At 63.4% G+C, this 25,980-nt stretch carries 24 protein-coding genes; 7 read left to right on the plus strand and 17 right to left on the minus strand.

Translation table 11 applies throughout. The features are described 5' to 3' along the window. Position 1 precedes the first annotated feature (1 nt). Positions 2 to 979: a sugar ABC transporter permease gene (locus RIN79_RS10595; protein ID WP_309084621.1), complete on the minus strand. Its 978-nt coding sequence runs from the start codon at positions 977 to 979 to the stop codon at positions 2 to 4. 26 nt (positions 980 to 1,005) lie between these two features. Continuing rightward, entirely contained in the window at positions 1,006 to 2,322 is a 1,317-nt protein-coding gene (locus tag RIN79_RS10600; protein ID WP_309084622.1) for an extracellular solute-binding protein, read from the minus strand. Positions 2,323 to 2,411: 89 nt separating this feature from the next. Between RIN79_RS10600 and RIN79_RS10605 the strand changes: the two genes are divergently transcribed. Together RIN79_RS10605 and RIN79_RS10610 are read left to right on the plus strand one after the other, a co-directional pair. Continuing rightward, positions 2,412 to 3,881, plus strand: coding sequence for a sulfatase-like hydrolase/transferase (locus RIN79_RS10605; RefSeq protein ID WP_309084623.1), 1,470 nt, complete (start codon positions 2,412 to 2,414; stop codon positions 3,879 to 3,881). Beyond that, the gene (locus RIN79_RS10610; protein ID WP_309084624.1) at positions 3,878 to 4,921 is read left to right on the plus strand and encodes a LacI family DNA-binding transcriptional regulator; all 1,044 of its coding nucleotides are present in this window, start codon (positions 3,878 to 3,880) and stop codon (positions 4,919 to 4,921) included. Before RIN79_RS10605 ends, RIN79_RS10610 begins: the two co-directional genes overlap by 4 nt. Before the next feature lie 194 nt (positions 4,922 to 5,115). Here the strand turns inward: RIN79_RS10610 and RIN79_RS10615 are convergent, their stop codons facing one another. The 4 genes from RIN79_RS10615 to RIN79_RS10635 all read right to left on the minus strand — a co-directional run bounded on the left by RIN79_RS10615 (position 5,116) and on the right by RIN79_RS10635 (position 9,464). Beyond that, complete coding sequence (locus RIN79_RS10615) at positions 5,116 to 5,667, minus strand: nucleotidyl transferase AbiEii/AbiGii toxin family protein (RefSeq protein ID WP_375165911.1); 552 nt, start codon at positions 5,665 to 5,667, stop codon at positions 5,116 to 5,118. A gap of 84 nt (positions 5,668 to 5,751) precedes the next feature. Beyond that, the gene (locus RIN79_RS10625) at positions 5,752 to 6,051 is read right to left on the minus strand and encodes a type IV toxin-antitoxin system AbiEi family antitoxin domain-containing protein (protein WP_309084625.1); all 300 of its coding nucleotides are present in this window, start codon (positions 6,049 to 6,051) and stop codon (positions 5,752 to 5,754) included. A 211-nt stretch (positions 6,052 to 6,262) separates the two neighbouring features. Next, complete coding sequence (locus RIN79_RS10630) at positions 6,263 to 7,957, minus strand: response regulator (RefSeq protein ID WP_309084626.1); 1,695 nt, start codon at positions 7,955 to 7,957, stop codon at positions 6,263 to 6,265. Next, on the minus strand, positions 7,935 to 9,464 hold the full coding sequence (locus tag RIN79_RS10635; RefSeq protein WP_309084627.1) for an ATPase domain-containing protein: 1,530 nt from the start codon (positions 9,462 to 9,464) through the stop codon (positions 7,935 to 7,937). The genes RIN79_RS10630 and RIN79_RS10635 overlap by 23 nt, the downstream gene beginning before the upstream one ends. A gap of 630 nt (positions 9,465 to 10,094) precedes the next feature. On the opposite strand from RIN79_RS10635, the gene RIN79_RS10640 reads away from it, so the two are divergent. After that, positions 10,095 to 10,394, plus strand: coding sequence for a hypothetical protein (locus tag RIN79_RS10640; RefSeq protein ID WP_309084628.1), 300 nt, complete (start codon positions 10,095 to 10,097; stop codon positions 10,392 to 10,394). Positions 10,395 to 10,563: 169 nt separating this feature from the next. On the opposite strand, the gene RIN79_RS10645 is transcribed toward RIN79_RS10640, so the two are convergent. From RIN79_RS10645 to RIN79_RS10695, 11 genes are all read right to left on the minus strand, one after another. Next, on the minus strand, positions 10,564 to 11,247 hold the full coding sequence (locus tag RIN79_RS10645) for a 5-formyltetrahydrofolate cyclo-ligase (protein ID WP_309084629.1): 684 nt from the start codon (positions 11,245 to 11,247) through the stop codon (positions 10,564 to 10,566). Between the two features lie 341 nt (positions 11,248 to 11,588). Next, entirely contained in the window at positions 11,589 to 12,614 is a 1,026-nt protein-coding gene (gene doeB, locus RIN79_RS10650) for a N(2)-acetyl-L-2,4-diaminobutanoate deacetylase DoeB (RefSeq protein WP_309084630.1), read from the minus strand. A gap of 2 nt (positions 12,615 to 12,616) precedes the next feature. Then, positions 12,617 to 13,798 carry an ectoine hydrolase DoeA gene (doeA, locus tag RIN79_RS10655; protein WP_309084631.1) on the minus strand — a complete coding sequence of 394 codons (1,182 nt, stop codon included), beginning with the start codon at positions 13,796 to 13,798 and terminating at the stop codon, positions 12,617 to 12,619. Positions 13,799 to 13,837: 39 nt separating this feature from the next. Then, the gene (gene eutC / locus RIN79_RS10660) at positions 13,838 to 14,830 is read right to left on the minus strand and encodes an ectoine utilization protein EutC (RefSeq protein ID WP_309084632.1); all 993 of its coding nucleotides are present in this window, start codon (positions 14,828 to 14,830) and stop codon (positions 13,838 to 13,840) included. Further along, positions 14,830 to 15,825 carry a hydroxyectoine utilization dehydratase EutB gene (eutB, locus tag RIN79_RS10665; RefSeq protein ID WP_309084633.1) on the minus strand — a complete coding sequence of 332 codons (996 nt, stop codon included), beginning with the start codon at positions 15,823 to 15,825 and terminating at the stop codon, positions 14,830 to 14,832. The genes eutC and eutB overlap by 1 nt, the downstream gene beginning before the upstream one ends. 3 nt (positions 15,826 to 15,828) lie before the next feature. Then, positions 15,829 to 16,608 (minus strand): ectoine utilization protein EutA, encoded by a 780-nt coding sequence (eutA, locus tag RIN79_RS10670; RefSeq protein WP_375165912.1) that lies wholly within the window; start codon positions 16,606 to 16,608, stop codon positions 15,829 to 15,831. 3 nt (positions 16,609 to 16,611) lie between these two features. Beyond that, on the minus strand, positions 16,612 to 17,268 hold the full coding sequence (gene ehuD / locus RIN79_RS10675) for an ectoine/hydroxyectoine ABC transporter permease subunit EhuD (RefSeq protein ID WP_309084635.1): 657 nt from the start codon (positions 17,266 to 17,268) through the stop codon (positions 16,612 to 16,614). Then, positions 17,268 to 17,927: an ectoine/hydroxyectoine ABC transporter permease subunit EhuC gene (gene ehuC / locus RIN79_RS10680; RefSeq protein WP_309084636.1), complete on the minus strand. Its 660-nt coding sequence runs from the start codon at positions 17,925 to 17,927 to the stop codon at positions 17,268 to 17,270. Before ehuC ends, ehuD begins: the two co-directional genes overlap by 1 nt. 131 nt (positions 17,928 to 18,058) lie before the next feature. Further along, positions 18,059 to 18,907: an ectoine/hydroxyectoine ABC transporter substrate-binding protein EhuB gene (ehuB, locus tag RIN79_RS10685; RefSeq protein WP_309084637.1), complete on the minus strand. Its 849-nt coding sequence runs from the start codon at positions 18,905 to 18,907 to the stop codon at positions 18,059 to 18,061. A gap of 54 nt (positions 18,908 to 18,961) precedes the next feature. Continuing rightward, a complete protein-coding gene (gene ehuA, locus RIN79_RS10690) occupies positions 18,962 to 19,747 on the minus strand; it encodes an ectoine/hydroxyectoine ABC transporter ATP-binding protein EhuA (RefSeq protein WP_309084638.1) in 786 nt (261 codons plus the stop codon). Between the two features lie 121 nt (positions 19,748 to 19,868). Then, positions 19,869 to 21,254 carry a PLP-dependent aminotransferase family protein gene (locus RIN79_RS10695; protein ID WP_309084639.1) on the minus strand — a complete coding sequence of 462 codons (1,386 nt, stop codon included), beginning with the start codon at positions 21,252 to 21,254 and terminating at the stop codon, positions 19,869 to 19,871. 87 nt (positions 21,255 to 21,341) lie between these two features. Between RIN79_RS10695 and RIN79_RS10700 the strand changes: the two genes are divergently transcribed. From RIN79_RS10700 to RIN79_RS10715, 4 genes are all read left to right on the plus strand, one after another. Then, entirely contained in the window at positions 21,342 to 21,830 is a 489-nt protein-coding gene (locus RIN79_RS10700; RefSeq protein ID WP_309084640.1) for an Lrp/AsnC family transcriptional regulator, read from the plus strand. 125 nt (positions 21,831 to 21,955) lie between these two features. Next, positions 21,956 to 23,449: an NAD-dependent succinate-semialdehyde dehydrogenase gene (locus RIN79_RS10705; RefSeq protein ID WP_309084641.1), complete on the plus strand. Its 1,494-nt coding sequence runs from the start codon at positions 21,956 to 21,958 to the stop codon at positions 23,447 to 23,449. 16 nt (positions 23,450 to 23,465) lie between these two features. Next, positions 23,466 to 24,839, plus strand: coding sequence for an aspartate aminotransferase family protein (locus RIN79_RS10710; protein WP_309084642.1), 1,374 nt, complete (start codon positions 23,466 to 23,468; stop codon positions 24,837 to 24,839). A 17-nt stretch (positions 24,840 to 24,856) separates the two neighbouring features. Beyond that, positions 24,857 to 25,948 carry an alcohol dehydrogenase family protein gene (locus RIN79_RS10715; protein WP_309084643.1) on the plus strand — a complete coding sequence of 364 codons (1,092 nt, stop codon included), beginning with the start codon at positions 24,857 to 24,859 and terminating at the stop codon, positions 25,946 to 25,948. Positions 25,949 to 25,980: the final 32 nt, after the last annotated feature.

Raw genomic sequence — 25,980 nt, forward strand, 5'->3', positions numbered from 1 at the left:
GTCACTCCTTTCGCGACCAGGAGCGCCGCATCACCGTGAGATAGAGCGTCACGAGCGCTGCAAGGCACAGGAGGTTGACGACGGACATGGCGGACGCCACACCCCAATTGAAGAATTCAAAACTCTGCTGGTAGATATAGGTGGACATGATCTGGCTGGAATTTGCGGGGCCGCCGCCGGTCATGACCCAGGGCAGCGTGAACTCCGCCGTCATCCAGATCATCGAGATCACCGTCACCGCGGTGAAGGGGAAGGCGATCTGCGGCATCACGATATACCGGAAAGTCTCCCAGCGATTCGCTCCGTCGATGCGGCTCGCCTCAATGAGCTCGCTCGGCACGTTGCGGATCGCGGCCGTCAGCACGAGTGTGATGAGCGGAACCTTGCGCCAGATGACGACGGCCACTAGCACCCACATGACGAAGTTGGGATCCCCAAGGAAAGACATCGGCCGTTCGGTGATGCCCAGCGCCTGCAAGGTCTGGCCGACGATGCCGACCTGCCCGTGCAGCATCCATTTCCAGGCCATGGCAGTCACCACGTCTGGAAGGATCCACGGCAGGAGGATCAGCGCGCGCAGCACGGTCGTCACGCGGCTTTCGATGGCGAGGAAGGTGGCGAGCGCGAGTCCCAGGACGACGCAGCCCAGCGTGCCGCCGAGGATCCAGATGGCGGTGTTCCTGAGCACCTGGAGGAACATCGGGTCGGCCAGCAGTGTCTTGAAGTTGACAAGCGTACCGAACGCCACTTCCTGCCCCATGATGAAGCGGGTGAAGCTCAGACGGAAGACGTCATAGGCAGGCCCGAGGACGAAACCGACCACCGCGAAGACCACGGGAAGGATCATCGCATAGGCAAGCCACCGATCGTGCCGCCGCAGCGGATCCGGTGCGGCGCGGCTCCTACCAGCAAAACCAGTGCGTCGCCGCACCCCACCGTAGGGTGCGGCCGCGGGCCCCGTGGTGGCTCTCTCAGTCAACTCTCACATCCAGAGGCTGGCTATGGCTATTTGAGCAGGTCAATCTGCTGCTGCGCTGCCGCCGCTGCATCGGCGAGCGCCTGCTCGGGTGATTTACGCTCAAGGATTGCTTCCTGGATTGCAGCGCCCAAGGCTGTCTCCACCTGCGTCACGCCGACGAAACGGGGAATCGGCTCTGCGCCCGCAAAAAGCGTCCCGCCCTTATAGGCTTCCACCCAGCTTGGCCATTTCTGCGCAAGCTCCGGTGTATCCCACGCCGCCTTGGCGGCCGGGATGCGCGAGTATTCGGGATCGCCGTCCCACATCAGGAGCTGCTCGTTCTGCGACCAGAAATCCACATAGGAAAGCGCCGCCTCAGGATTTTGCGTGCTCGCCGAGATGAAGAGGATGGCGGAGGAATCCATCAATGCGTTCACCGGTGCCTGGCCGCCGCTGGGCTTGTCCGGCCGAGGAAAGGGCGCACCGGTCCAGTTCAGCGTCTCCGGTGTTCCCCACGGCGTGTTGAGCCAGGAGAAGGCGATCCACATGGCCACGCGACCCTGCGCGAAGAGCTGCGCCGTATCGCGGAAATTCGTCTCAGCCATGGACGCGGCCGACGGCGTCGATAAGTCCTTCACGAGGTCGACATAGAACTGCAGGGCGTCGACAACGCCGCGGTCGTCGAGCGTCACCTTGCCCGTCGCGGGATCATAGACGCGTCCGCCATTCATGTAGGCGACGGACTCGAAGATGTTGATGTCGCCGGGCGCGGTTGTTGCCGGGAAGGCGAAGCCCGGCCGGTCCGGCTTGGTGAGTTTCTTGGCGTAATCGCGCAGCTCCGACCAAGTGCGCGGTGGCCCATCAAAGTCCGCTTCCTTCAGTGCATCGATATTGTAGGCTAGGAACGGCGCCATATCGACATAGACCGGCAGCCCGTACAGCTTGCCGTCGAAATTGCCGTTGGTAAGAATCTGCGGGACGATCCGTTCCTGCCACCCCGCGAGCTTGTCGCCCGCCAAGTCGTTGAGCGGCTGGATGGCCTTGAATGTGGCGAGCTCGGGCACGTCTTGGCCGAAGCCAACGATCACATCCGGGATCTGCCCCGTCTGCAGCGCGGCCTGCATTTTCTGCCGCCGCATCTGGCCGTTAAAATAGGAGTACTCCAGTTTGACGTCAGGATTGGCCTTGAGGAAAACCTCGTTCTGCTTTGCCCAGAACTCGACTTCGCGCGGCGTTCCACCGAACTTCCAGACAGCGATCGTTCCGGACGCTGCCCTGGCAGGCCGGGACAATCCGAGCGGCGCGGTGCCCGCGACAGCGAGACCGGCAGCGCCGGACATGAAATGGCGACGGGTGACCCTCATGCAGCACTCCTCCCTCACTGCTGGTTCCATGATGACGGATGATATACGTATGTCAATACTGCCATGATGAGAATCGCTGGAGGCAAGGAATGAAAGCAGACGGAAGCCTGGAGGCGGTGCAAAAGGGACAGCAGGATGTGCGCCGGCCGGACATCGTGCTCATCCTGTCCGACGAGCACGCGCCACATTTCTCATCCATCTATGGAAACGACTTTGTCGCGACGCCTAACCTTGCCCGGCTGGCCGGCGAGGGCATGACCTTTGATGCCGCCTATTGCTCCTCTCCCTTGTGCGTTCCCTCGCGCATGTCGTTCATGACCGGGCGCTACCCCTCCCGCATCGGCTGCTTCGACAATGGCTCACCCCTGCCGAGCGATATACCGACGCTTGCCCATGTGCTGAGCGCTTGCGGCTATGAGACCGTGCTCATCGGCAAGATGCACTTCATCGGGCCTGATCAACTCCATGGCTTTGAACGGCGGCCGGTCGATGATGCTCGCGTGTGCGGCAACGCGATCGAGGCGCCCGACTGGAGCGAGCCGCTGGCGACCATCTCCGATGCGCGCAGCCGTCTCACAACCGCCGGGATCGGGCATACGCCGCATCTCGAACAGGATGAGGATGTGCTCCATCATGCGCTGCAATTTATTGAGGAGCGTGCCGCCGCGGGGCCCGAGCGGCGGCCCGTTTTCCTATGCATCTCCTTCAACGCCCCGCATTTTCCGCTGAAGGTGCCGGAGCACTATTTCGCCCGCTATAAACACGCGAACATTCCCCTGCCGCAGGTAACGCGAGATGAGCTGGATGCACAACATCCGTTTCACAAGCGCCTGAGGCGCTATTTCGATATTGAGGAGGTGGATGAGGCGGTGGTGGCGAAAGCGCGCGCAGCCTATTTTGGGCTCGTTGCGCATCTGGACGACATGATAGGCGCCATCCTCAATGCCATGGATGGTGCGGCGCCGAGAGGATTCGACCCGCTGCTTTGCTATGCATCGGATCACGGTGAAATGCTGGGCGAGCACGGCCTGTGGTGGAAATGCTGCCTGTTCGAGGAATCGGTGCGTGTTCCGCTCATCATCCGCTGGCCGGGCGTGGTAGAAGGTGGGGAACGCTGCGCTGTTCCGGTTTCCCTGCTCGATCTTTCCGTGACCTTTGCCGACCTTGCCGGAGCCAGCCAGAAACCGGCAACGCGGGCGTTTGTCGAGGAAGCCGACGGAGAGAGCTTGAAGCCCACGCTTGCAGGCGGCACAATCCGCCCTGAGCGCGCCGTTGTCTCAGAATATCTGGCCCATGCCGCTGAACGACCGATCCGCATGATCCGCCAAGGCTCCTGGAAATACGTCTACTACCATGGGGAGCCGGATGAACTCTTCCATCTGGATGACGATCCGCGCGAGCGGACCAATCTCGCCGAGCGACCGGACCTTGCCGGGATGAAAGCTGCGCTTCGGGGGCTGCTTCTCGAAGGCTGGTCTCCCGATGAGCTTGACCGGCGTATCCGCCAGAGCCAACGCGAGCGCCGGCTGATCGCAGCCGCAGAGGGCGCGCGGGCATGAGCCTGGACGAGGTCAGTCTCGCCAAGGACCGGCAGCGCAAGTCGGTGACGCTCAAGGACGTGTCGGAAGCGGCCGGCGTGTCACTCATCACGGTCTCGCGCGCCCTGCGCCAGCCCGACACAGTGACCCCCGCCACCCGCCAACGCGTGCACGAGGCGATCAACGCCACGGGCTATGTGCCCAACCTCATGGCGCGGGCGTTGGTATCGAGCCGGTCCAACATCGTCGGGCTGGCTGTCCCAACCATCAGCGCCTCGCTCTTCGCTGATCTTGCCGAACTCCTGGCCAAGGTGCTGCAGGAGCACGGAAAGCATCTTCTGCTTGGCATCTATGACTGGTCGCCGGAGAAGGAATACGACGTCGTGACAACCTTCATGGGGCGGCAGGCGGACGCGCTGGTGCTGACCGGATACTCCCATTCGGCCGAGCTCAGGCAGCGGTTGGAGCGCTTCGACGGCCCGATCGTGGAGATGGGCAGCATCCGGGCGAAGCCGATCGACATGGGGGTCGGCTTCGATAATTTCGCAGCCGCCGCCGAGATGACGCGGCACCTGATCGATCGCGGCTATCGGAAGATTGCCCTCGTGCATGGCTCGACAGAGAACAACGATCAGGCGGCGGAGCGCTACCAGGCGTTCCGCACGGTGATGCGCGAAGCGGGATTTTCGGTAGACGATGGTCACATCATTTCGGTGCCAACGCCCACCACCATGGAGCAGGGGCATGCGGCGATGTTCGAACTGCTTGACAGCCCGCGCCCGCCGGACGCGGTGTTCTTCCAAACGGACAATCTCGCCCATGGCGCGATGATGGCCTGCCTCTCGCGCGGCGTTGCCGTGCCAGCCGGGGTGGCGATCGCCGGCTTCGGCGATCTTGCTATGTCAGCCCTCCTGCCGGTACCGCTTACCACCGTAAAAGCGCGCCTTGAAGCGCATGGCCGTGAAGCGGCTTCGCTTATTCTTACACGATTGCGGGGCGAGAGGCCCATTTCACCAGTACACGACGTTGGATACGAGTTGCTGATCCGGGAGAGCACATGAACGCGGTCGTATGATCCATGGCTGAACGGCTTTCTTGATTGTGATCCGCTCCAGGTCGTCCCCGACCGTTTTCTCGTTACGCCACGCATTGGTACTCCGGCGACAACGATGTGCGAGCTATCCTTTGCTGTTGCGATCCGCCTCCCAGCTTCTTAATTGCGAGCGCGAAGTCTCCCGCATTGCGCAAGCGCGCCTCATCGACGGAGTCCAGCAGACCCAGCCCTTGTCATTCGATGCCAGCCACGTCTCGAACTCTTCGAAAGTACCGACCTCGAACCCCTTCTCGAAAACGTTGGGTACATGTTCGAGACGGATAAAATATTGCGAATTTCAGCAGTTTTTCCTGAACCGGCTTCCGACAGGATAATTAAGAAATCGGCATGATAACTGGTTTCCATTGGCGACACATGCGCCCTCCAACGGTGGCCACAACTCAACGCCCGTGGCACCCGCGCGAAATTCCACAACCTCACTAGCCGCCAATCGCCGCGGCGCTCCTCATCAACGGCCTGTTCGTTACGCGTGACGTGAAACGGCGTGCGTTCCCAACCTTTGGTCGTCTTCATCTCAATCAGCCGATTGCCACGAACCGCTCCAGTGATGCGCTCTGCGATGCGCGGCACCGCCGCATCGATCGCAGCTAGCGAGGCTGCGCGTTCCTGAACAGGCAGATAGGTGAGGTCGATATCGTCCGAAAGCCGTGGCAGGTCCGGGATGAATAGATTGATGGCCGTGCCGCCCTTCATCGCAAAGCAATTTTTCCGCTGCGACTGAAGGCAGCGCGCGGATCAGGAGCGCGACCTGGTTGCGGTGGGCATCATGAAAAGCCATCAGGGTGCCTCTTCCAGTTCTTTCGGCACGATCTGGTAGGTGGGATCGTAGCGCCCCTCCTTGACCAGCATGCGCTTCCCCGAGCCAAGATCGATTGCAGCGCGCTCAATGTGTTTGAGCCACGCGTGGCGATGCCGATCGGCAAACGCTTCGGCAGCGGACAAGCAGCTTCTGCAGCCCCGCGGAGTAAGATCGCTCAGTTCTTCCATCAGCACATCGACCTGATGGAAGCTTTCATGATCGGGCAGCTCGTCGAGAAGCTGGAGGATCGCACAGGTGCTGAAACCGTCAGCGGCCAATCCCATTGTCCCCAGGGAAGGAAGCGCAATCCGGCATCTTGGAGAGATCGGTCGTCGCGTATGCTGGCGTGATCCCGATCCATAACAAAGGTTTCAAACCAATAGCTCTTATTATCGGGTGTGAGCTATAGGCCGGCGAGGGCCAATCCGATGCGAATCGGCTGATGACGGTATTTTCCGCAAGAACTCCCCTAAGCGGTTGACACAGGAATTACCTATCGGACAGGCTTGCCCGGTGCTCAGCTGCGTTTCGCAGCGTGGCCGCGAGCTGCTCCAGCTGGTACGGCTTCGGCAAAATCTCGAGCCCCTCGCTCCAAAGATTGGCGTTGAAAGCCTCAGCATTGCCGCTCGTCAGCACCACAGGCAGGTCAGGCTTGCGACGCCGAATCTCGCGCGCGAGCTCGATCCCGTTCATCCCGCCCGGCATCATGATGTCGGAGAACACCACGTCGATCCGGCGCCCGTTAGCCAGCGCGCCGAGCGCAGCTTGCGCATTGGATGCCCGGGTAACGAGATAGCCGAGCTCATCCAACATTTGGCCAAGAAGGGATGCCACCTCGTCGTCATCCTCCACCAACAGCACGCAGAGGGCGGGCCCAGATAGCCCTGGCGCGATGTGGGTGGCAGCCCCGTCCATCTCGGGCGCCGGCGCCTTTGAAGAACGGGGCAGAAGCAGGGAGACGGTGGTGCCTACGCCGAGCCTGCTTTCGATGGTTACCGTACCGCCCGATTGCTGAGCGAAGCCATAGACCTGGGCCAATCCCAGCCCTGACCCTTTCCCGACCTCCTTGGTCGTGAAGAACGGTTCGAATACCCGTTGAAGAGTCTCCTCGGACATTCCGGTCCCGTTGTCTTCGACCGACAACCTGACGAAATCGCCGGAAAGATTCCCATCCTTCATTTCAGGCACGTTGTATGCCCGGACAACGATTGTGCCACCATTTGGCATTGCGTCCCGCGCATTCACGGCCAGGTTCAGGATCACCAGCTCAAGCTCGCCGGGATCGATCTCGACCGGCCAGAGATCCTCGTCCGCTTCCAGTCTCACATCGACGTCCCCGCGCAGGCTGCGCTCCAGCAACTCGCGCATCCTGCTGATCTGGCGTGACAAATCTACCGGCTGTGGATTGAGTTCGGTTCTGCGGGAAAAGGCAAGCAGCTGGCGTGTCAATCGAGCACCGCGCTCGATCGCCTGGCGCATACTGTCGACGATGCGGACGCGCAATCCGAGGTCGTCCCTCCGCTCCAGCATTTGTAGGCCAGCCGAAATCACCATCAGCAAGTTGTTGAAGTCATGCGCTACGCCGCCGGTCAGCTGGCCGATCGCTTCCATTTTCTGTGCCTGCCGCAACGACTTTTCCGCACGCTCACGCTCACGAATTTCGTTGCGCAGCTCGATATTGGCTGTGGCCAGCTCGCGTGTCCGCTCCACGACCAGCGCTTCGAGTTGCTGGGCTGCGCGTTCGCGTGCGGCGAGAAGATCGCGGAGCTGATACTGGCGCTTGCGGGCGCGCAGTGCCGCCCGAATGGCACTCATCAAGGTGATGCCTTGGATCGGCCGCTCGAGCAGCGAAACGTTGCGCAGGACCTCGATCAATCTCTGCCGCCACTGCAGGATCGCGGCTTGCTCCTGCTTGCTCGTCAACACCACGAAGGGCAGGTCAGACCATGTCGGCTGCCGTTCAATCCAGCTGGCTAGTTGCTGATAATTCTGTCCGTACAGGCCCTCCTCGGCCATAAACACAGCCGCGGCGCCCTCCTCAATACCATTCAGCAACGCGCCGAAATCGGTGCAGTTCTGGGTATCTATCCCCGCTCGCCGAAGCAGTTCCGCCGACGCCGCCCCGTCACGGCCGATCGGAGCGAAAACGAGCACGCGCCCGCTATCCTCCTGTTTTGGGTCCATTCTGCTCGTCCACCATGAGCGGCGCCGGATCACCGAGATATTGCGGAGTGCCTGAGAAAACGCCGCTGAACTGAGTTAGCGGGGGGCCGACCTTCAGCCCTTGATTGCTCAACTTGAATTCGCGGATTGTGTGCTCGTGATTTCCGCTGCGCTTCTTCACCACTGACAATGCACGTCTCACCGTCCCGGCATGCTCGAAGTAACGCAGCATGAGGACGGCATCACTGAGATAGCTGATATCAACCGGCGTTTCCATCGGGCCGACAAGGCCATGCTGGGCAAGCACCAACATGCTCAGCACGCCCTGCTGACCGAGATAGCTCAGAAGCTCATGCATCTGCAGGATGAGAAAGCGCTCGTCGGGCATGGCATTCATATAGCCATTCAGACTGTCGATCACGACGAGCCGGGCACCGTCCAGCTCCACGCTGCGCCGTACATTGTTGGCGAATTCACCGGGGGAGAGTTCGGCCGGGTCGATCTGCTGCACCCGCACCAGACCCTCCTTTATCTTGCCGCCGAGGTCCAACCCGAGCGTGCGCGCGCGCGCTTCCATGGTGCCGCGGCCTTCGTCGAAAGCGAAGATCACCGCATGTTCGCCACGATCGGCCGAGGCAATAGCATAACTCAGCGCCAGGGATGATTTGCCGACCCCGGCAGCGCCGATCAGCAAGGCGTTGGTGCCCCGTTCCAGCCCGCCCCCTAAAAGCTGATCAAGCTCGCGGTTTCCACTCGAGGCGACCTCCGCGGAGAATTCCGCATGGTGCTCCGCGGCGATCAAGCGAGGAAAGATCTTCAGCCCGCCTCTTTCGATAATGAAATCGTGATAGCCGCCGCGGAACTTGATGCCACGCATCTTGATCACGCGGAGCCGTCGCCGCTCCGAACCATAGTCGATCGCGAGCTGCTCCAGCAGCACCACGCCATGGGAAATGGAATGCAGCTGGAGATCGTTCTGTTGCGATGACAGATCGTCGAGCAGAATGACAGTACATTGGCGGCTGGTGAAGAAATGTTTCAGCGCCAATACCTGCCTTCGATAGCGAAGTGGGCTTTGCGCGAGAAGCCTTAGTTCCGACAGGCTGTCGATGACCACCCGCGTCGGGCTTAACTCCTTCACCCGCTCGAAGATCAGGTTCGTCGTCTCGCTCAGTTCCAGCTCCGCAGGGTGGAAGACGGTAAGCTCCTGGCTAGGATCAAGCGAGGTTTCGGCGGGGATCAGTTCGAAGATATCTACGCCAGAGAGCGACCAGCCGTGCCGCTCAGCGACCAGATGCAGCTCCTGCGTCGATTCCGAGAGCGTAATATATAGGACGCGCTCACCTTGGCGGGCGCCCTCGAGCAAGAACTGCAGCGCTATTGTCGTCTTACCGGTGCCCGGATGACCCTCATAAAGATAGACGCGGTTCGGATCCAAGCCGCCGCATAGGATGTCATCGAGACCGGCGCTACCGGTCGAGATGCGCGGGTCATTCCCAACACTAGAGCTTCCCTTAGTTTCCGACACCGAACAATCTCCCCGACGATTGCGTTCTGGGAATGATTTCTGGCTGCGCCTGGTTCCCAGTGGTTCCGGGTGACGCTCAGGGTTCGAAAGGAAACAGAGGATCGGCCAAGGCCGAACTTCGCTTGCGGCGGCCAAATATCGACGTGGCGCGCTGGTACCGCGTCAGGTCATGGCGTAAGCCTGTTTTGTGCGTCCCAATGGTGGGCGGCGCTTCTGCCTTCTGTGGGATCGCTCCTAGGGGTGCGCCTTCCGACCACACCTCACCTTTAGGCCGATATTGCCGGTAATGGCGTGGTTGTCGGCGAAGTTTGCAAGCCTGGTGTCGAGGGCGATTTCGCCATGGACGGCATATTTGTTGCCGGCCTAGCTATAGGTGCCGCCAAGGCCGAGCCCGCCCCACAGCCGGTCGTTCTGCGTCGCGAAGCTGGTCCCGGCAAGATTCGATCGCGTGCGCTCCGGCAGGATTTGATAAGCAATCTTGCTGCGGATCCAACGGGTGCTTGCGGATGAGCAGCTTCAGTTTAGCCGTTGCTGCGCGCTAAGCTCATTCCGCGGTAGCGCTGCTTGATTCCGCCCTGGAGATCTTGAGCGGTGATCACCATATGACTGGCAGCCAAGCGGGAGAGCATCGTGTCGGAATTCATCAGCTATCTGTTCGCCATTCTTGTCGTCGGTCCGCTTCAAGCCGAACTCTCCGAGCGGCTTCAGGGCGTCCCGTCCACGGAGATTGTACAGGCCGGCCGCGCCTGCATTTCGGAGGGTGGTCCCGAGCTTCTCCGGCGGGCCCGGGAGGACTGGGCGTGGGCCGCCGCGAATGCGATCGGGGTTGGAGTGGGCGTGATCGACCCGCTCAACCTGTTGGCCGGTCACAGCGGGGATTGCGATCGGCTCTTGCAGGCTGTTTCGAATCGAAGCGGGGGCGAAGCCTGAAAGAAGAAGAATCCAGAGGCGACGTCAGAATTACAGAGACATAGCGATTAGGCTTCGCTCCATCGGTCGGCGACCACAGGGAGCGACGATCTAGGATTGCTGCCGTGTTCTCCGATGGCCGGGTGATCACGACTGACAACGGCGCTGAGCACGCTAGCTCAGGACGCCTTCATATGGATACTTCGGAAGGCAAGTGGACGCCCTCTTCAGTGACCACCACGTCCAGAGCTATGTCATGGCGTTGTGGGTAAATCGTAGGAATCGCGGCAACGCTATAGCCCACTCCTACTACCCGCGGCCGCTTTGGCAGGACCGCAAGTGTTCGATCGAAGAAGCCGCCTCCATACCCCAGACGATAGCATGCCGGATCAAAGCCGACGACCGGCGCGATGACGACGTTCGGAGTAACCTCTAGCGCGCTCGGCGGAGGAACGGGAATATTCCAAATGCCTTTCTCCAGCGCATCACCCTGGGTCCAGGCGCGGAAGACCAGCGGCGCACCGCGTTGCACCACGACGGGGAGTGCCGTGCGGCCGCCCTTGCGGGAAATCCGCTCCAAGAGCGGCCGAAGGTCGGGCTCGCCGCGGAAAGGCCAGTAAGCGCTCACCGTTGCTCCCGCAACTTCCCCGATAATTTCCTCAAGATAGGCAGCGATCCGCTCTCCGTACATCCGCCGGCGGCCAGCGGGGGTTTCGAGCCGCGCCTGTATCAGCCGCTCGCGTTCTGCTTTCCGCCAACGCATTACGTCCAGGCGCTGCTGCGGATCCGTGGCATCCGGTGCCGGATCAACTTCATGCATGAAGCACGGCGGCGAGGCATATCCCGCCGGTCGCTTGTCTTCATCACTCGTCATACGCAATCTCCTGAACGGCGGAGCTCAAGCTCTTCACCGTTGACGCTCACGCTTCGGAGACGCTTGAGGTGAAGACAGCAGTCCGATCCCGCGTCAATATCCGGCCACGTAATCGCAGCCGCAACTGAAAAAATCCGGCGAGTGCTTGCGGGGAATAGGTGCCGAGCGCGGAGGTGCCCTAGCCGTTGCGGGGTCGCAAATTTCCGCGCGACCCGCTTCGGGGATCGCATCCGCCGTCGCATCGGGCTTCTAGCCGCATCGAGAGCTTGTCTTGCGGAGAGCTTCTCGGATGCGATCAAAAGCATCCGGAGAGGCATATGGTGCTTCAGGTAAAGGTCGCCTTATCCGCCTTTTTGGGCGCCGCTTACGACAGCGGCGACAACCGAAACGCAGTCGCCTGCCTGCACCAGCCCTGGAAAATGCCGTGCGGCAAGAAGACCCGCCATCTTTGACTTTATTTCGTGCGGCGCCTGGCCGGTCCTCCCGACGGGATGAACGCGCGCGATGGTCGCGCCTTTTGCGATCTCACCGCCAAGATCGATCATCGGTTCCAGGAGCCCGTCCACCTCGGCAAAGGAGAAGCAATCATCCGAGGGCATGTCGAGCCAGCGCGTAACCTGCCGGTCCACTGGGCCTTTCACGATGCTCGCATGGCGCAGCACGTTGAGCACGCCGCGCTTGGCAATCCTGACAGTCTCCGCGCGCGCCGTACCGCCGCCGCCAAGCTCGGTGGTGACGAAGATCTTGCCCATCTCCTCAGCTGCCGTGTCGTACATGCCCACGGCATCGATCTCCAGCATTTTCACGGACCAGGGCGCGGAGAACGCCTCGACGGCAGCGAAAGCTTTCCGCTCCAGCGCCTTATCGGCAAGGATATGGGCGGCGGCGAAGGGCAGGAAGTCGAGCGTCTTCCCGCCGGAGTGAAAGTCGAGCACGAGGTCGGCCCGCGGCAGCAGCTCGCGCTGAAAATAGTCAGCGATCTTCTGGGTCACGGTTCCGTCCGGGCGGCCGGGAAAGCTGCGGTTCAAATTCCCCTTGTCGATCGGGGAGGTGCGAGTCCCCGCCACGAAGGCCGGATAGTTCATGGCAGGCACGATGATCACGGTGCCGCTCACCTGATCCGGTTGAAGCGTACGCGCAAGGTCATACAGGGCGACCGGCCCTTCATATTCGTCGCCGTGATTGCCGCCCGTCAGCAGCGCGGTCGGCCCGCGGCCGTTGCGGATCACGCAGATGGGGATCATGACCGATCCCCAGGCGCTCTCGTCGCGGCTGTAGGGCAGGCGGAGGAAGCCGTGCTGCACGCCTTCAGCCGAAAAATCGACAGTCGGCGCGATGGGCGACGGCGGCAGGGAATTGGTGGCCATCGTCAGTCCTTCACGAAAAGCTGCCGCGGCACATTGGCGAGGCATTCGACGCCGCTCTGCGTGATCAAGATCGATTCGGTGATCTCCAACCCCATATTCTCCAGCCAAAGCCCAGTCATGAAATGGAAGGTCATGCCCGGCTTGAGTTCGGTGCGGTCGCCCGGCCGCAGGCTCATGGTGCGTTCGCCCCAATCCGGCGGATAGGACAGGCCAATCGGATAACCTGTCCGGTTATCCTTCACGATCCCATATTTTTTCAGGACGGCGAAGAAGGCGTTGGCGATGTCCTCGCAGGTGTTGCCCGGCTTTGCAGCCTCGAGCCCGGCCTCCATGCCTTCCAGCGTGGCTTTCTCCGCATCGAGAAACTCCTGCGTCGGCTTGCCCAGGAATACGGTGCGCGAAAGCGGGCAGTGGTAGCGGTTGTAGCAGCCGGCCACCTCGAAGAACGTGCCTTCGCCGCGCTTCATCGGCTTGTCGTCCCAGGTCAGGTGCGGCGCGGAAGCATCAGCGCCCGAAGGAAGCAGCGGGACGATCGCCGGATAGTCGCCGCCGAAGCCTTCTACACCTCTTGTGCCGGCATCGTAGATCTCGGCCACGAGATCGCATTTGCGCATGCCCGGCTCGACCTTCTCGACAATACGCGTATGCATCGCCTCGACGATCCGGGCTGCCCTGCGCATATAGTCGATCTCGGTCGTGCTCTTGATCGCCCGCTGCCAATTGACGAGCCCCGTCGTGTCGGCGAAGCGCGCATTTGGCAGGTGCTTCTGCAGCGACGCGAAAGCCGCCGCGGAAAACCAGTAATTGTCCATCTCGACGCCGATGGCGAGCTTGTCCCAGCCGCGCGAGGCCAGCACCTGCGAGAGATAATCCATCGGGTGCCGCTCGGTCGATTGCACATAGTGGTCGGCATAGCCGACGATGTTGTCGTGCGAGAGGTATGCCGTGCGCTTGGCGCCGTTGGCATCCTGGCCGCGGCCATACCAGACCGGTTCGCCCTCCGGCGGCACGATCACCGCCTGGTGCACGTAGAAGGACCAGCCGTCATAGCCGGTGAGCCACGCCATGTTGGACGGGTCGCTCACGATCAGGAGATCCACGCCGCGGCTTTCCATCGCCGCACGGGTCTTGGCAAGCCGCTCGGCATATTCGCTGCGGCTGAATTTCAGGTTCGGCTGCGTCATGACTGAAAAACGTCCTTATTGTTGTTGGAGTTCTTTCGCTCAGCTCTCGAAGGCAGTTCCGGCTCCCGCCCGCCTGGCGCGGTCGCGCGCAAGCGTGGCGATGGCGGTGTCCTGCACGCCGGTGCCGGTGAGGTCGGCCACGGTGATGTCGTGCGCGGAGGTGCGGCCTTCCTTCTCTCCGGCGATGATCTGGCCGAGTTCCGCAAAGGCGCTGTCGACCGTCAGCACACCCTGGGCAATGGCGTGGTGCAACTCGCCCAGGCGCCGCGTCTGCGCCAGGCTGTCGGCGACGTAGCGGATCGGGCTGCCGAAGATCTGCGGGTCGAGCTCGTTCTTGTGCTCAGCGTCGGATCCCATGGCGGTGACGTGCTGGCCGGGCTTCAGCCAACCGGCGCGCAGGATCGGGGCGGGGGAGGGCGTCGTGGTCACGACGATATCGGCCCAACCGACGGCCCGTGCCGCGTCGCCGTCAGGCTCAACCGCGATGCCAAGCTTTTCGCTCAACTCCGCAGCGGCCCTTGCCGCTTTCTCAGCCTCGCGCGCCCATATCCGCGCTTGCCGGAGCGGCCGCACCAGCATCAGCGCTTCAAGCTGCAGCCGCGCCTGCACGCCTGCGCCCATGATCGTGACGCGCTCGGCATCCTCCCGCGCCAGATATCTTGCCGCGACGGCTCCCGCGGCCGCAGTCCGGATATCGGTGAGGTATCCGTTGTCGAGCAGCAGGGACTCGACCATGCCGGTGCGCGCACTCAACAGCACCATCATGCCGTTGACGCTCGGCAGGCCGAGTTTCGGATTGTCAAAAAAACCCGGACTGATCTTGATCGCAAAGGCGTCGATGCCCGGCACATAGGCCGTCTTTACATCGACCTCGCCCCGATGTTCCGGAATGTCCAGCCGCAGGATCGGCGGCATGGCAACCGCCTCTGTCGCCAATGCGCGGAAGGCGTTCTCGACGCAGGCTACCGCGTCGAGATCGAGTGGAACGATCCTGCGCAAGTCCGCCTCGGTGAGGATGGTCATGCGCGGCATCATTTCCCTCCCGTGGCAGCGGTCGTTTCGCCGCAGACGATCCGGCGGTGAAGCTCCATGTCGATGTTGCGGCCGGAGAGGATGATGGCGGTCACGCCGCGCGGATTCACCTTGCCCGCAAGCAGCGCGCCGACGCCCACGGAGCCCGCACCCTCCACGATCTCCCGCTCCTCCGCATAGAGGTGGCGGATGCCCGCCGCGATTTCCTCTTCCGAGAGAAGAACGAGATCGTCGAGCAGCGCGCGGCACATGGCAAAGGTCAACCTGTTCTGAAGCCCGATACCGCCTCCAAGCGAATCCGCCAGGCTCTGCGCCTCCTCCACCAGCACCGGCTTGCCCGCGGCAAGGCTGGCATGCATGGCAGCACCACGGTCCATGGAGACGCCTATGACCGAAGCAGAAGGCTTCTTCGCTTTCACCGCCGCGGCTATCCCGGCCGCGAGCCCACCTCCCGAAACCGGCACCAGCACGGTGTCGACGTCTGGCAACTGATCGATCAGTTCCAGGCCAAGCGTGCTCTGGCCGGCGATGACTGCCGGATCGTCGAAGGGCGGTATCATCGCCAGGCCTTCTTCGGCCACGAGGCGGTCGACTTCCTCCTGGGCGTCGTCCTGGCTGTTGCCGATGATCTTGACCTCGGCGCCCAGCCGGCGGATTTCTTCCACCTTGTTGGCAGGTACCAGGCGCGACATGCAGATGACCGCGCGCACGCCTTCCAGCCGGGCGGCATAGGCGAGCGCGCGTCCGTGATTTCCGGTCGATGCCGCCACCACGCCGCGCGCCTTCGCGTCCGCCGATAGCAGTGCCAAGGCGTTGGAGGCGCCACGCAGCTTGAATGCGCCGGTGGTCTGCCGATGCTCAAGCTTCAGATGAACTGGCAGACCCATCCGGTCGGAAAGAGAGGGTGAGGGGACGATCGGCGTCTCCACCACCCTGCCGGCGATCCGGCGGCGGGCGGCTTCGATGTCCGAGATGTCTACCAGCGCGTCTTCCATGGCTCAGCCCGGGTACCCGGCGATCGTCATAAGCCGGCCGAGTTCTGGCCGGGCCGTCGCATCCCCGCACAGCCGCAGGCATGCCCAGGCGGTTGCCAGATTGCTGGTGACGACCGGCCGACCAATCGCCGTCTCGATCTCGGCGGCCACACCGGCCGAGCGCAGGCCGGTGCAGGAGATGAAGAGCGCTTCCGCCGCTGGCGCGGTCGCCCGGTGTGCTGCTTCCACCAGCGCCCCTGGGCTGATCCGCGCCATCTCCCGGTCATCGTCGAGACCGAGGCACGTGAAGCTTTCGATGGCAAAGCCGTGGCCGGCAAAATACTCCGCCATCGGCGCGCTCGTCTCCTCCGTGTAGGGGGTGAGAACGCTGATCCGGCGAATGCCGAGCGCCTTGAGCCCGTGCACGGCGGCAAGGGGAGGGGTCACGACGGGAGCACCGGGCTTGGCCGCCCGGATCGCCCTTGCGATCTCCTCGTCGCCGATGACGACGGACGCAGAGGTGCAGGAATACATGACTGCATCGAGCGCCTCGTCCGGAAGGATCAATTGCGCTGCCTGGGTGAGCGCCGGCTGCATGCGCTTCAGGTTTTCCGGCGTGACGGGGTTGGCATAAGGGACCCGGCTCACATAGACGCCGATCCGCTCGCTTGCCACCATGCGCCGGAAATCGGGCTCTGTCGTATGGTCCGTGGCAAGAATGATAAGCCCGATGCGCTTCTCGAGAGGGCGTTCGTCGAAGGTGAGAGGCACATTGCTGCGCTCGATCCTGACCGGCATCTCCATCTCCTACGCGACGCGGCCGAAGCGCTTTTCGAGCCAGCGCAGGCCGATCACCGAGATGAGGCTGATGACGAGAAAGAAGACTCCCACCAGCGTGATCGGCTCGATGTAGCGGTAGCTCGAATTGGCGACGCTTTTCGCCTGGTTCATGAGCTCCAGCACCGTGATCGCGGAAAGCAGCGGCGTCTCCTTGAACATGGCGATGAAATAGTTGGCGAGCGCCGGGATCATCGGCGGGATCGCCTGCGGCATCACCACATGAATCCAGGTCTGCACCGGCGTGAGGTTGCAAGCCTTGGCTGCCTCCCATTGTCCGCGCGGCAGGTTCTCGATGCCGGCGCGGTAGACCTCCGCCGTATAGGTGCCGTAGTGCAGCCCAAGCCCGATCACCCCGGCGAGCAGTGGCGGGAGCAGGATACCGATGTCCGGCAGCACGTAGAAGATGAAGTAGAGCTGCACCAGGAGCGGCGTGCCGCGGATGAACTCAGCCAGGAAGCCTACGGTCCTGGAAACCGCGCGGTTCGCCGAGCGCCGGGCAATCACGATCACCAGCCCCACCACTGCGGCTAGCGCGGACCCGAGGATCGTCGCCAGGATCGTGATCCTCACGCCCGCAAGAAGCATGGGCATGATTTCCCAGACGAATTCCCAATCCCACTCCATCAGGCGCGCACCCCGTCGAGCCCACGCGCGAGCTTCCTCTCCAGCCTGCGCACGCCCCAGGAGAGCGCCGACGCCATGGCGAAATAGAGGAGGAGAATGGTCGCGAAGGGGATGAGCGTGTTGCCGGTCTGCGAGCGCACCACCTGCGCCTGAAAGGTCATGTCGGCAAGCGAGATGAGGGACACGACCGCGGTTGCCTTCAGGAGTTCGATGGCATTGTTTCCGAAGGTCGGCAGCATGACGATGAAGGCCTGCGGCAGGATGATGTGGCGCATGCACTGCCAGCGGTTCAGGTTGAGCGCCACGCAGGCTTCGTATTGCTCCTTGCCGACGGACAGAACCGCACCCCGAACCACTTCGGCCGCATAGGCGCCGACATTCAGCCCCAGCGCCAGCACACCCGCCTGCAGCGGCGAGAGCGGCACGCCCAGAAGCGGCAGCACGAAATAGGCCCAGAAGAGCTGGACGAAAATCGAGGTGCCGCGGAAGAATTCGATATAGGCGGTGGCGAGCCACCGCAGCGGGGCCAGCTTTGAGAGCCGCCCGAGACCGGCGAGGAAAGCCATCACCAGGGCGAGCGCCGACCCGAGGATGGTGAGCTCGATTGTCACCCACGCCCCCTGCAGGATCAGACCGAGATAGCCGGACCACTGGTCCATTCACGCGCCTTGCTGGTTGGTGCCCGCGCAGACATTGCGGGCCGCTTGACGGTCACCTGGCTTGGCAAGCGACCGGGTGCTTGAAAAAGGCAGCCCCTGCATGGTCGGTCCTGCAGGGGCCGTGGTAGCTGCTATTGCGCCGCGGCGCACTGTTTGTCGCGCGTGGTCGAAATCGCCGCCGCTGCCGAGAAGCCATAGGGCTCGATGATCTTCGCGAACTCGCCGGACTCCTTCATCTTGGCGAGTTCCACGTCGAAGGCGTCGCGCAGCGCCGTGTCGCTCTTGTGGAATGCCGCGCCGTCGCAATAGACCGGCGCCCCCTGCACAGGAGCCACGACCTCTATGTTCGGGTCGTTCGCCTTCTTGACGAGATCATTTATGGAAAGCACTGGGAGCGAATAGACATCGATGCGACCGTCCTGGACCATCTTCAGCCCGCTCTGCGGATCAGGAACGACGATCACGCGGTCGCGCGGCACACCGGCCTCCAGCGCCAGCTTCTCTTCCGTCCCGCCGCCGGGCGCGCCGATCGTGGCGGTCTCATCCTTGGCGATATCCTCGTAGGACTGCAGGTTCTTGGAATTGCCCTTCTTGAGCAGGAAGGCTTCGGCATCGCAGAGGATCGGCTCGGAATAGGCGACCGCCTCGCAACGCTCCGGCTTCATGAACAGGCCGGCGGTGATCACGTCGAAGCGCCGCGCCTGCAGGCCGGGGATCATCGCGCCATATTCCGAGATCGAGGCTGCCACGTCCGGAACACCCAACCGCTTGAACACCTCGCGGGCGACATCCGGGGCTGCGCCCGACACCTTGCCGTCCGGCGCCACGGCCGTGTACGGGGGCTCGTTGGCAATTGCCAGTCGGGCAAAGCCCTGCTCTTTCAACTCCTCCAGCGTGATCGCCCCCGCCGATCCGGCGGTCAGAGCCATCGCGGTGAGCGCGAAGGCCGCGCCTCCTGCCAGTGCCAAAAATTGTCTCATGTTTCCCACTCCTTTGTTCGCCCTTTTTCTTGCGGCATTGGCCGCTGCACGCGGTCAGATGCGTTGTCCAGCCGCGATGATCTTCTTCAAAAATGCCTGTGTCCGCTCCTGCTTCGGGTGCCGGAAGATCTCGCCCGGCTTGCCTTCCTCCACGATCCGTCCGCCGTCGAAGAACAGGATTCGATCGGCAAAATCATTCGCGAAGCTCATCTCGTGTGTGACGAGCAGCATGGTCATGTCCGTCTCGGCAGCCAGCTTGCGCATGACATTCAGCACTTCCTCGACCAGTTCGGGATCGAGCGCCGATGTCACTTCGTCGAAAAGCATGATCTTCGGCGACAGCGCCAATGCGCGGGCGATCGCCACCCGCTGCTTCTGGCCGCCGGAAAGCTGGGCGGGCATCGCCTTGGCCTTGTCGGCCATGCCGACCATGTCGAGCAGTTCCATCCCCCGGCGCTCGGCATCCGCCCGCTTCATTTTCTTGGTGAGGATCGGCGCCAGGGTCACATTGTCCAGCACGCTTTTGTGCGGAAACAGGTTGAAGAGCTGGAAGACCATGCCGATCTTCTGCCGCATCCGGTGCAGGTGCGCCTCGTCGGCGGCAACAAGCTGCCCATTCCGCTCGACATGATAGAGCTGATCGCCGTCCACCTCGATGTGGCCGCTGTTGATCGTCTCCAGCGTCATGAGGATGCGCAGGATCGTGGTCTTGCCGGAGCCCGACGGCCCGATCAGGGCAATCTTCTCGCCCGGTGCGACCTCGAACGACAGCTCGTTCAGGCACTGGAAGGCGCCGAAATTCTTGCTGATACGATCGACTTTGATGATCGGTTGGACCACGCCGATCTCTCCCGCCAGGACCACCTTGCCCTAACGATGGGAGAGGTTTGAAATCATGTCAATCTGCAAAATAATATCATGACAATTTTCCTGCACTCTGCTCAAATCCCGGTCAATCTGCTCAGATGACGAGCAGCGCCGGCTCAGGATCCGCGGCCAGCAGATTGGCGATCGTGCCCAGCCCCCGCCGCAGTTCCTCCTCGGTCGTCGAGCCCACCGAGATGCGGGCGGCCGGATTGTCATCGGCGGCGGTCGTGCGGAAGGAGGAGCCGGGCGCAATGCCCACGCCCTGCAGCCGCGCGTGAGCCACGAACGCATCCTCGCTCCACCGGCACGTGAGCGGCAGCCACAGATGCAGGCTTTCCGGATGGGAACGGTAGGCAATGCCGTTCAGCACTTCGGCCGCGATCCGGTGCCGCCGGTGCAACGCCTCCCGCTGCCAGTCCACGAGCTCGGCCGCCGTGCCGTCCGTGACCCAGTGCGTGGCGATCTCCGTCATGATCGCGGTCGCCATCCAGTTGGAGACCAGATGCCGGTTGGCGACCGCCGCGACGAAGCGGTCCGGCGCCACGAGATAGCCGATGCGCAGTCCCGGCACCGTGATCTTGGTGAAGCTGGTGATGTAGAGCGTCCGCTCCGGCGCATAGGCGGCGACGGGAGGCGGACGGTCGGCGACCAGCGGTCCGAGCACGTCGTTCTCGATGATCGCGATGTCATGCCGCCGCGCCACCTCGGCCAGCGCCGCGCGCCTCTCGCTGCCCATCAGGCTTGCCATCGGATTGACGACGGAGGGCTGCACGAACACGGCGCGGATCGCCGATGCCAGGCAGGCTCGCTCGAGCGCATCGGGCAGGAGGCCTTCTTCGTCCGTGGCGAGGCCGACAAGCTTGAGGCCGAGATAGGAGGCGAGGGGGACAAGCGTGTGATGGGCGATCGCCTCGGTTGCTACTGTGCTTCCGGGCGGCGCCGCGCTCATCAGCGCAACCGTCATTCCCGAGGTGGCGCCGTTGGTGACGCTGACATTCGCCGGCGCTGCCTCTAGCCCGCAGGCCCTCAGCCATTCGGCCGCCACCTCGCGATGGCGGGGAAACACCACGTTCGGCCGGAAGGAGAGCGCCGCGCTTGGCGGCAGGTTCTCGGCCAGCCAGGCCAGCGCCCGCTTCATGTGATCCACATGCAGCGGCTCGCAGACCGGCTTCAGGATCGAAAGGTCGATCACATCGCTCGGCCGCTCCGGCAGATAGGGCGGCGCGGGCTCGCGGCGCTGCGACTTCACGAATGTGCCGCGGCCGGTCTCGCCCGAGATCAGCCCGCGCCGGATCAGCTCCTCATAGGCCCGGCTCACCGTCTGCACGGAAAGCGCCAGGTCCTCCGCCATGCGCCGGTGCGTGGGGAGCTGGGCGCCGTTTTCCAGCTGGCCATTGCCGATTGCGCGTGCAATCTGATCGGCCAGGGACAGATAGGCCGGGCGGCGGAGCTTGGTCGGGTCGGGGCGCCAGATTGTCATGATTTATGGATGGTCGAATTCAGTGCAATTGACAATGCAGAAAATGCAGGGGCATCCTTTCTACGTTGAAATTGACCTGAGTTGCCGATGACCGCGCTCGCCCTCGACGCCATTGACCTGCGCATCCTCGACGTGATCCAGCGCGAGGGGCGCATCACCAAGCTGGCGCTAGCCGAGCGCGTCGGCCTCTCGCCCACGCCCTGCTGGACGCGGCTGCGGCGGCTGGAAAAGGCCGGCATCATCAGCGGCTATCACGCGCGGCTGGCGCTCAGGCTCGTGGCGCCGGTGACGACGGTCCTGATGCAGGTCACGCTCGGCGCGCACCGTCAGGCCGATTTCGACCGCTTCGAACGGGCTGTGCGCGACATTCCCGAAATCGTCGCCTGCTGGTCCGTCGGCGGCGGTGTCGACTACTTCCTCAAGGTCGTCACGCGCGACATCGACGCCTATCAGCGCCTGGTCGACGCGATGCTGGAGCGCGAGATCGGCATCGACCGCTACTTCACCTATATCGTCACGAAGCTCGTCAAGGATGACAGCGTCCTGCCCGTGGCCGACCTCGTCGGCGCCCGATAGCGCCAGCCAATCTTTCCGCGCCGCCCGCGGCAAAGAGAGAGACTCTCTCGCAGACCCTCCGGGAACAGCCTCAATCTCTCCGGCCGAGAAATAAGCTCGCCGGGAGTGCAGTTCCTGGAGGCATCATGTCAGCGCAATTCGTACAGCTGGAGCGCCATGCCGATCTCGGCCGGCTGAAGGACCGCCGGCTGCTGCGCGAGCTCGCCTATGTCGACGGCCACTGGACCGCCGGCGCGCAGGGGCAAAGCTTCGTGGTCCACAATCCCGCCGATGGAGCGCCGCTGGGTTGGGTCGCCTCGCTGTTGGCGGAGCAGACGGCGGACGCCATCGATGCGGCCGCGCGCGCCTTTCCGCAGTGGAAGGCGCTGCTGCCGCAGGAGCGCTCGGCCAGGCTGCGCCGGTGGTTCGAGCTGATCACCGCGGCGACCGAGGACCTTGCGCTTCTCATGACGCTGGAACAGGGCAAGCCGCTGGCCGAGGCGCGCGGCGAGATCGCCTATGCCGCCTCATTCGTCGAATGGTACGCGGAGGAAGCAAGGCGCGTGAACGCCGAGAGCGTCACCAGCCATCTGCCCGGAGCGGAAATGATCGTCCGCCGCGAGCCGCTCGGCGTCGTCGGCCTCGTCACGCCATGGAACTTCCCCACCGCCATGCTCACGCGCAAGGCGGCCGCGGCGCTGGCCGCGGGCTGCACGGTCGTGGCGCATCCCTCCTCGCAGACGCCGTTCTCGGCGCTCGCGCTGGCCGAGCTTGCCGACCGGGCCGGGCTGCCGGCCGGCGTCTTCAACATCGTCACCGGCGAGGCGCAGCCGATCGTCAGCCGCCTCTGCGAGGATGCGCGGGTGCGCGCGCTGAGCTTCACCGGTTCCACCGAAATCGGCCGCCTCATCGCGGCCCAATGCGCGCCCACCATGAAGAGGCTCGTCATGGAACTCGGCGGCCACGCGCCGCTCATCGTCTTCGCCGATGCGGATCTCGACAGGTCCGTGGAGATAGCGATCGACGCCAAGTTCGCGACCTCCGGCCAGGACTGCCTCGCGGCGAACCGCATCTATGTCGAGCGCGCTGTCTACGAAGCATTTGCAGCCCGGTTCGCAGAGCGCATCGCGGCGCTGAAGGTCGGCCCCGGCCTTGCCGAGGGGATCGATATCGGGCCGCTGATGCATTCGCGTGCCGTGGCCAAGGTTGAAGAGCATGTCAGGGACGCGCTGGAGCGCGGCGCGCGCTGCCTCGCGGGCGGCAAGGGTCATCCGGCGGGGCCGCTCTTCTACTGCCCGACGCTTCTTGCGGATGTGCCGGATGATGCGCAGATCATGCGCGAGGAGACGTTCGGACCGGTCGCGCCGATCACCCCCTTCGACAGCGAGGCGGAGGTGGTGGCGCGCGCCAATGCCAGCGAGTACGGCTTGGTGGCCTATCTGGTCACCTGCGATGGCGCCAGGCAGCTTCGCCTATCCCGTGCCCTCGAATACGGCATGGTGGCCGTCAACCGTGTGAATGTCACCGGCGCGCCGATCCCTTTCGGCGGTATCAAGCAGTCGGGGATCGGCAGGGAAGGGTCGCGTCACGGCCTCGAAGCCTTCACCGAACTCAAATATGTCTGCATCGATGCAGCCTGACAAAAGGATGAAAGAAATGCTCGACCGCAACAATGAACTTGCCGCCTGGGATCGCGATCACTTCTTCCACCCGTCCACCCATATGGGCATGCACGCGCGGGGCGAAAGCCCGGTGCGGGTGATCGCCGGCGGCGAGGGGGCGACGATCTGGGATACGGCGGGGCGCAAGAGCCTTGATGCGTTTGCCGGCCTTTACTGCGTGAATGTCGGCTACGGCCGCCAGAAGATCGCCGACGCCATTGCCGAGCAGGCGAGAAACCTCGCCTACTATCATGCCTATGTCGGCCACGGCAGCGAGGCTTCGATCCGGCTCGCCAAGATGATCATCGACCGGGCGCCTCAGGGCATGAGCCGCGTCTATTTCGGCCTCTCCGGCTCGGATGCCAACGAGACCAACATCAAGCTGATCTGGTACTACAACAACGTGCTCGGCCGGCCGGAAAAGAAGAAGATCATCTCGCGCTGGCGGGGCTATCACGGGTCGGGCATCATGACCGGATCGCTGACCGGCCTGCAGCTGTTCCACAATGCCTTCGACCTGCCGCGCCCGCCGGTCCTGCACACCGAGGCCCCTTATTTCTTCCGCCGCGAAGATCGTTCGATGACGGAGGAGCAGTTCTCCGATCACTGCGCGCAGAAGCTCGAGGAACTGATCCTGGCGGAAGGGCCGGACACGGTCGCCGCCTTCATCGGCGAGCCTATTCTCGGCACTGGCGGAATCGTTCCGCCGCCCGCCGGCTATTGGGAAAAGATCCAGGCGGTGCTGAAGAAATACGACGTCCTGCTCGTGGCGGACGAGGTGGTAACCGGCTTCGGGCGCCTTGGCACCATGTTCGGTTCCGACCACTATGGGATGAAGCCCGATCTCATCACCATCGCCAAAGGCCTCACCTCCGCCTATGCCCCGCTCTCCGGCATCATCGTCTCGGAAGGTTTTTGGCGGGTGCTGGTGGAAGGCTCGGATCGCCTGGGCTCGCTCGGCCATGGGTGGACCTATTCCGCGCATCCGCTTTGTGCCGCCGCCGGGGTTGCCAATCTCGAGCTGATCGACGAGCTCGACCTCGTGACCAACGCCCGTGAAGTCGGTGCGCATTTCCGCAGCGCGCTTGCGCAGGCGCTCGCAAGCCATCCGAATGTGGGAGAGGTTCGCGGCGATGGCTTGCTCGCAGCGGTCGAATTCGTGGCCGACAAGGACGATCGCGTCTTCTTCGATGCCGGCGAGAAGGTCGGCCCGCGCATCGCGGCGGCGCTCTTGGAGCGGGGCGTGATCGGTCGCGCCATGCCGCAGGGCGACATCTTGGGCTTTGCGCCGCCCCTGTGCCTCACCCGCGAAGAGGCCGATACGGTTGTCGCCGCCACCGCGGCGGCAGTGAAGGACGTCCTGGGTTGATGACGAGGGAAATGCAGATGAGCCGAGGATTGCCCTTGCCCGAAACCATGGCCGCCGTGCTGCTCACCGGCCATGGCGGCCTCGACAAGCTGGTCTATCGGACGGATGTGCCCGTGCCGCGGCCCGCACCCGGCGAGGTTCTGATCGAGGTTTCGGCCTGCGGGATGAACAACACGGACGTCTGGGTGCGCGAGGGCGCCTATGGCCGCGAGGACGATCCCGGCGCTGTCTCCACCTGGCGTCGGCAGGAGCCGACGCTCACTTTCCCGCGTATTCAGGGCACGGATACAGCGGGCCATATCGTGGCGACGGGCGAGGGGGTTGATCCCGCCCGGATCGGCGAACGCGTGATGGTGGATTTTTCCATCTACAACCGGGATGACGACAGTCTCGCCGACATCGATTACATCGGTCATGGGCGCGACGGCGGCTATGCCGAATATGTCGCCGTCCCGGCCGACCATGCCCATGTCGTGCGAACCGGCATGAGCGATGTGGAGCTCGCCACCTTCGCCTGCGCCTATCTAACGGGCGAGCACATGCTCGATCGGGCGCGTGTGGCTGCGGGCGAGCGCGTGTTGATCACCGGCGCTTCCGGCGGGGTGGGCTCAGGTCTCGTCCAGCTGGTCCGCGCCCGCGATGCTATCCCCTATGCCGTCGTCGGCCCAGGCAAGGGGGATGCCGTGCGCGCCATCGGGGCAGAAGCCGTCATTTCGCGTGAAACGCCCGATCTGCCTGCCGCCGTGGCCCAAGCCACCGGCGGTGGGCAGATCGACGTGGTGGCCGACCTGGTCGCCGGGCGGCTCTTCAATGACCTCCTGCGCATCCTGCGGCCGGAGGGGCGCTATGTCACCGCCGGGGCGATCGGAGGTCCGGTGGTCCAGCTCGATCTTCGAACCATGTATCTGAAGCACCTGGAACTGCACGGCTCCTCCCAGGGCACCCGCGGCGCCTTCCGGCGTCTGGTGCGCTACATCGAAGAAGGCAAGGTGAAGCCGCTGGTCGGCGGCGTCTACCGGCTTTCCGATTTTCACGCCGCCCAACGCGACTTCATGGCAAAGAGCTTCGTCGGGAAGCTGGTCGTGGTGCCGGACCGGAAGTGGTCCTAGACCAGGTCATGGACTTACAAGCTCTGATCGGC

Origin of the sequence: Chelativorans sp., from assembly GCF_031180965.1 — a bacterium.
Taxonomy (GTDB): Bacteria; Pseudomonadota; Alphaproteobacteria; order Rhizobiales; family Rhizobiaceae; genus Chelativorans.

What these genes read in the sequence shown, in the direction of transcription:
- eutB (WP_309084633.1), bottom strand. Translation starts at nt 15,825, where the DNA reads ATGGAAGACGCGCTGGTAGACATCTCGGACATCGAAGCCGCCCGCCGC.
- RIN79_RS10615 (WP_375165911.1), bottom strand. Translation starts at nt 5,667, where the DNA reads ATGAAGGGCGGCACGGCCATCAATCTATTCATCCCGGACCTGCCACGG.
- eutC (WP_309084632.1), bottom strand. Translation starts at nt 14,830, where the DNA reads ATGCCGCGCATGACCATCCTCACCGAGGCGGACTTGCGCAGGATCGTT.
- RIN79_RS10645 (WP_309084629.1), bottom strand. Translation starts at nt 11,247, where the DNA reads ATGACGAGTGATGAAGACAAGCGACCGGCGGGATATGCCTCGCCGCCG.
- RIN79_RS10610 (WP_309084624.1), top strand. Translation starts at nt 3,878, where the DNA reads ATGAGCCTGGACGAGGTCAGTCTCGCCAAGGACCGGCAGCGCAAGTCG.
- ehuD (WP_309084635.1), bottom strand. Translation starts at nt 17,268, where the DNA reads ATGGAGTGGGATTGGGAATTCGTCTGGGAAATCATGCCCATGCTTCTT.
- RIN79_RS10705 (WP_309084641.1), top strand. Translation starts at nt 21,956, where the DNA reads ATGTCAGCGCAATTCGTACAGCTGGAGCGCCATGCCGATCTCGGCCGG.
- RIN79_RS10605 (WP_309084623.1), top strand. Translation starts at nt 2,412, where the DNA reads ATGAAAGCAGACGGAAGCCTGGAGGCGGTGCAAAAGGGACAGCAGGAT.
- RIN79_RS10630 (WP_309084626.1), bottom strand. Translation starts at nt 7,957, where the DNA reads ATGGACCCAAAACAGGAGGATAGCGGGCGCGTGCTCGTTTTCGCTCCG.
- doeB (WP_309084630.1), bottom strand. Translation starts at nt 12,614, where the DNA reads ATGGCCACCAATTCCCTGCCGCCGTCGCCCATCGCGCCGACTGTCGAT.
- ehuB (WP_309084637.1), bottom strand. Translation starts at nt 18,907, where the DNA reads ATGAGACAATTTTTGGCACTGGCAGGAGGCGCGGCCTTCGCGCTCACC.
- RIN79_RS10700 (WP_309084640.1), top strand. Translation starts at nt 21,342, where the DNA reads ATGACCGCGCTCGCCCTCGACGCCATTGACCTGCGCATCCTCGACGTG.
- RIN79_RS10715 (WP_309084643.1), top strand. Translation starts at nt 24,857, where the DNA reads ATGAGCCGAGGATTGCCCTTGCCCGAAACCATGGCCGCCGTGCTGCTC.
- doeA (WP_309084631.1), bottom strand. Translation starts at nt 13,798, where the DNA reads ATGACGCAGCCGAACCTGAAATTCAGCCGCAGCGAATATGCCGAGCGG.
- RIN79_RS10695 (WP_309084639.1), bottom strand. Translation starts at nt 21,254, where the DNA reads ATGACAATCTGGCGCCCCGACCCGACCAAGCTCCGCCGCCCGGCCTAT.
- ehuC (WP_309084636.1), bottom strand. Translation starts at nt 17,927, where the DNA reads ATGGACCAGTGGTCCGGCTATCTCGGTCTGATCCTGCAGGGGGCGTGG.
- RIN79_RS10710 (WP_309084642.1), top strand. Translation starts at nt 23,466, where the DNA reads ATGCTCGACCGCAACAATGAACTTGCCGCCTGGGATCGCGATCACTTC.
- eutA (WP_375165912.1), bottom strand. Translation starts at nt 16,608, where the DNA reads ATGGAGATGCCGGTCAGGATCGAGCGCAGCAATGTGCCTCTCACCTTC.
- RIN79_RS10600 (WP_309084622.1), bottom strand. Translation starts at nt 2,322, where the DNA reads ATGAGGGTCACCCGTCGCCATTTCATGTCCGGCGCTGCCGGTCTCGCT.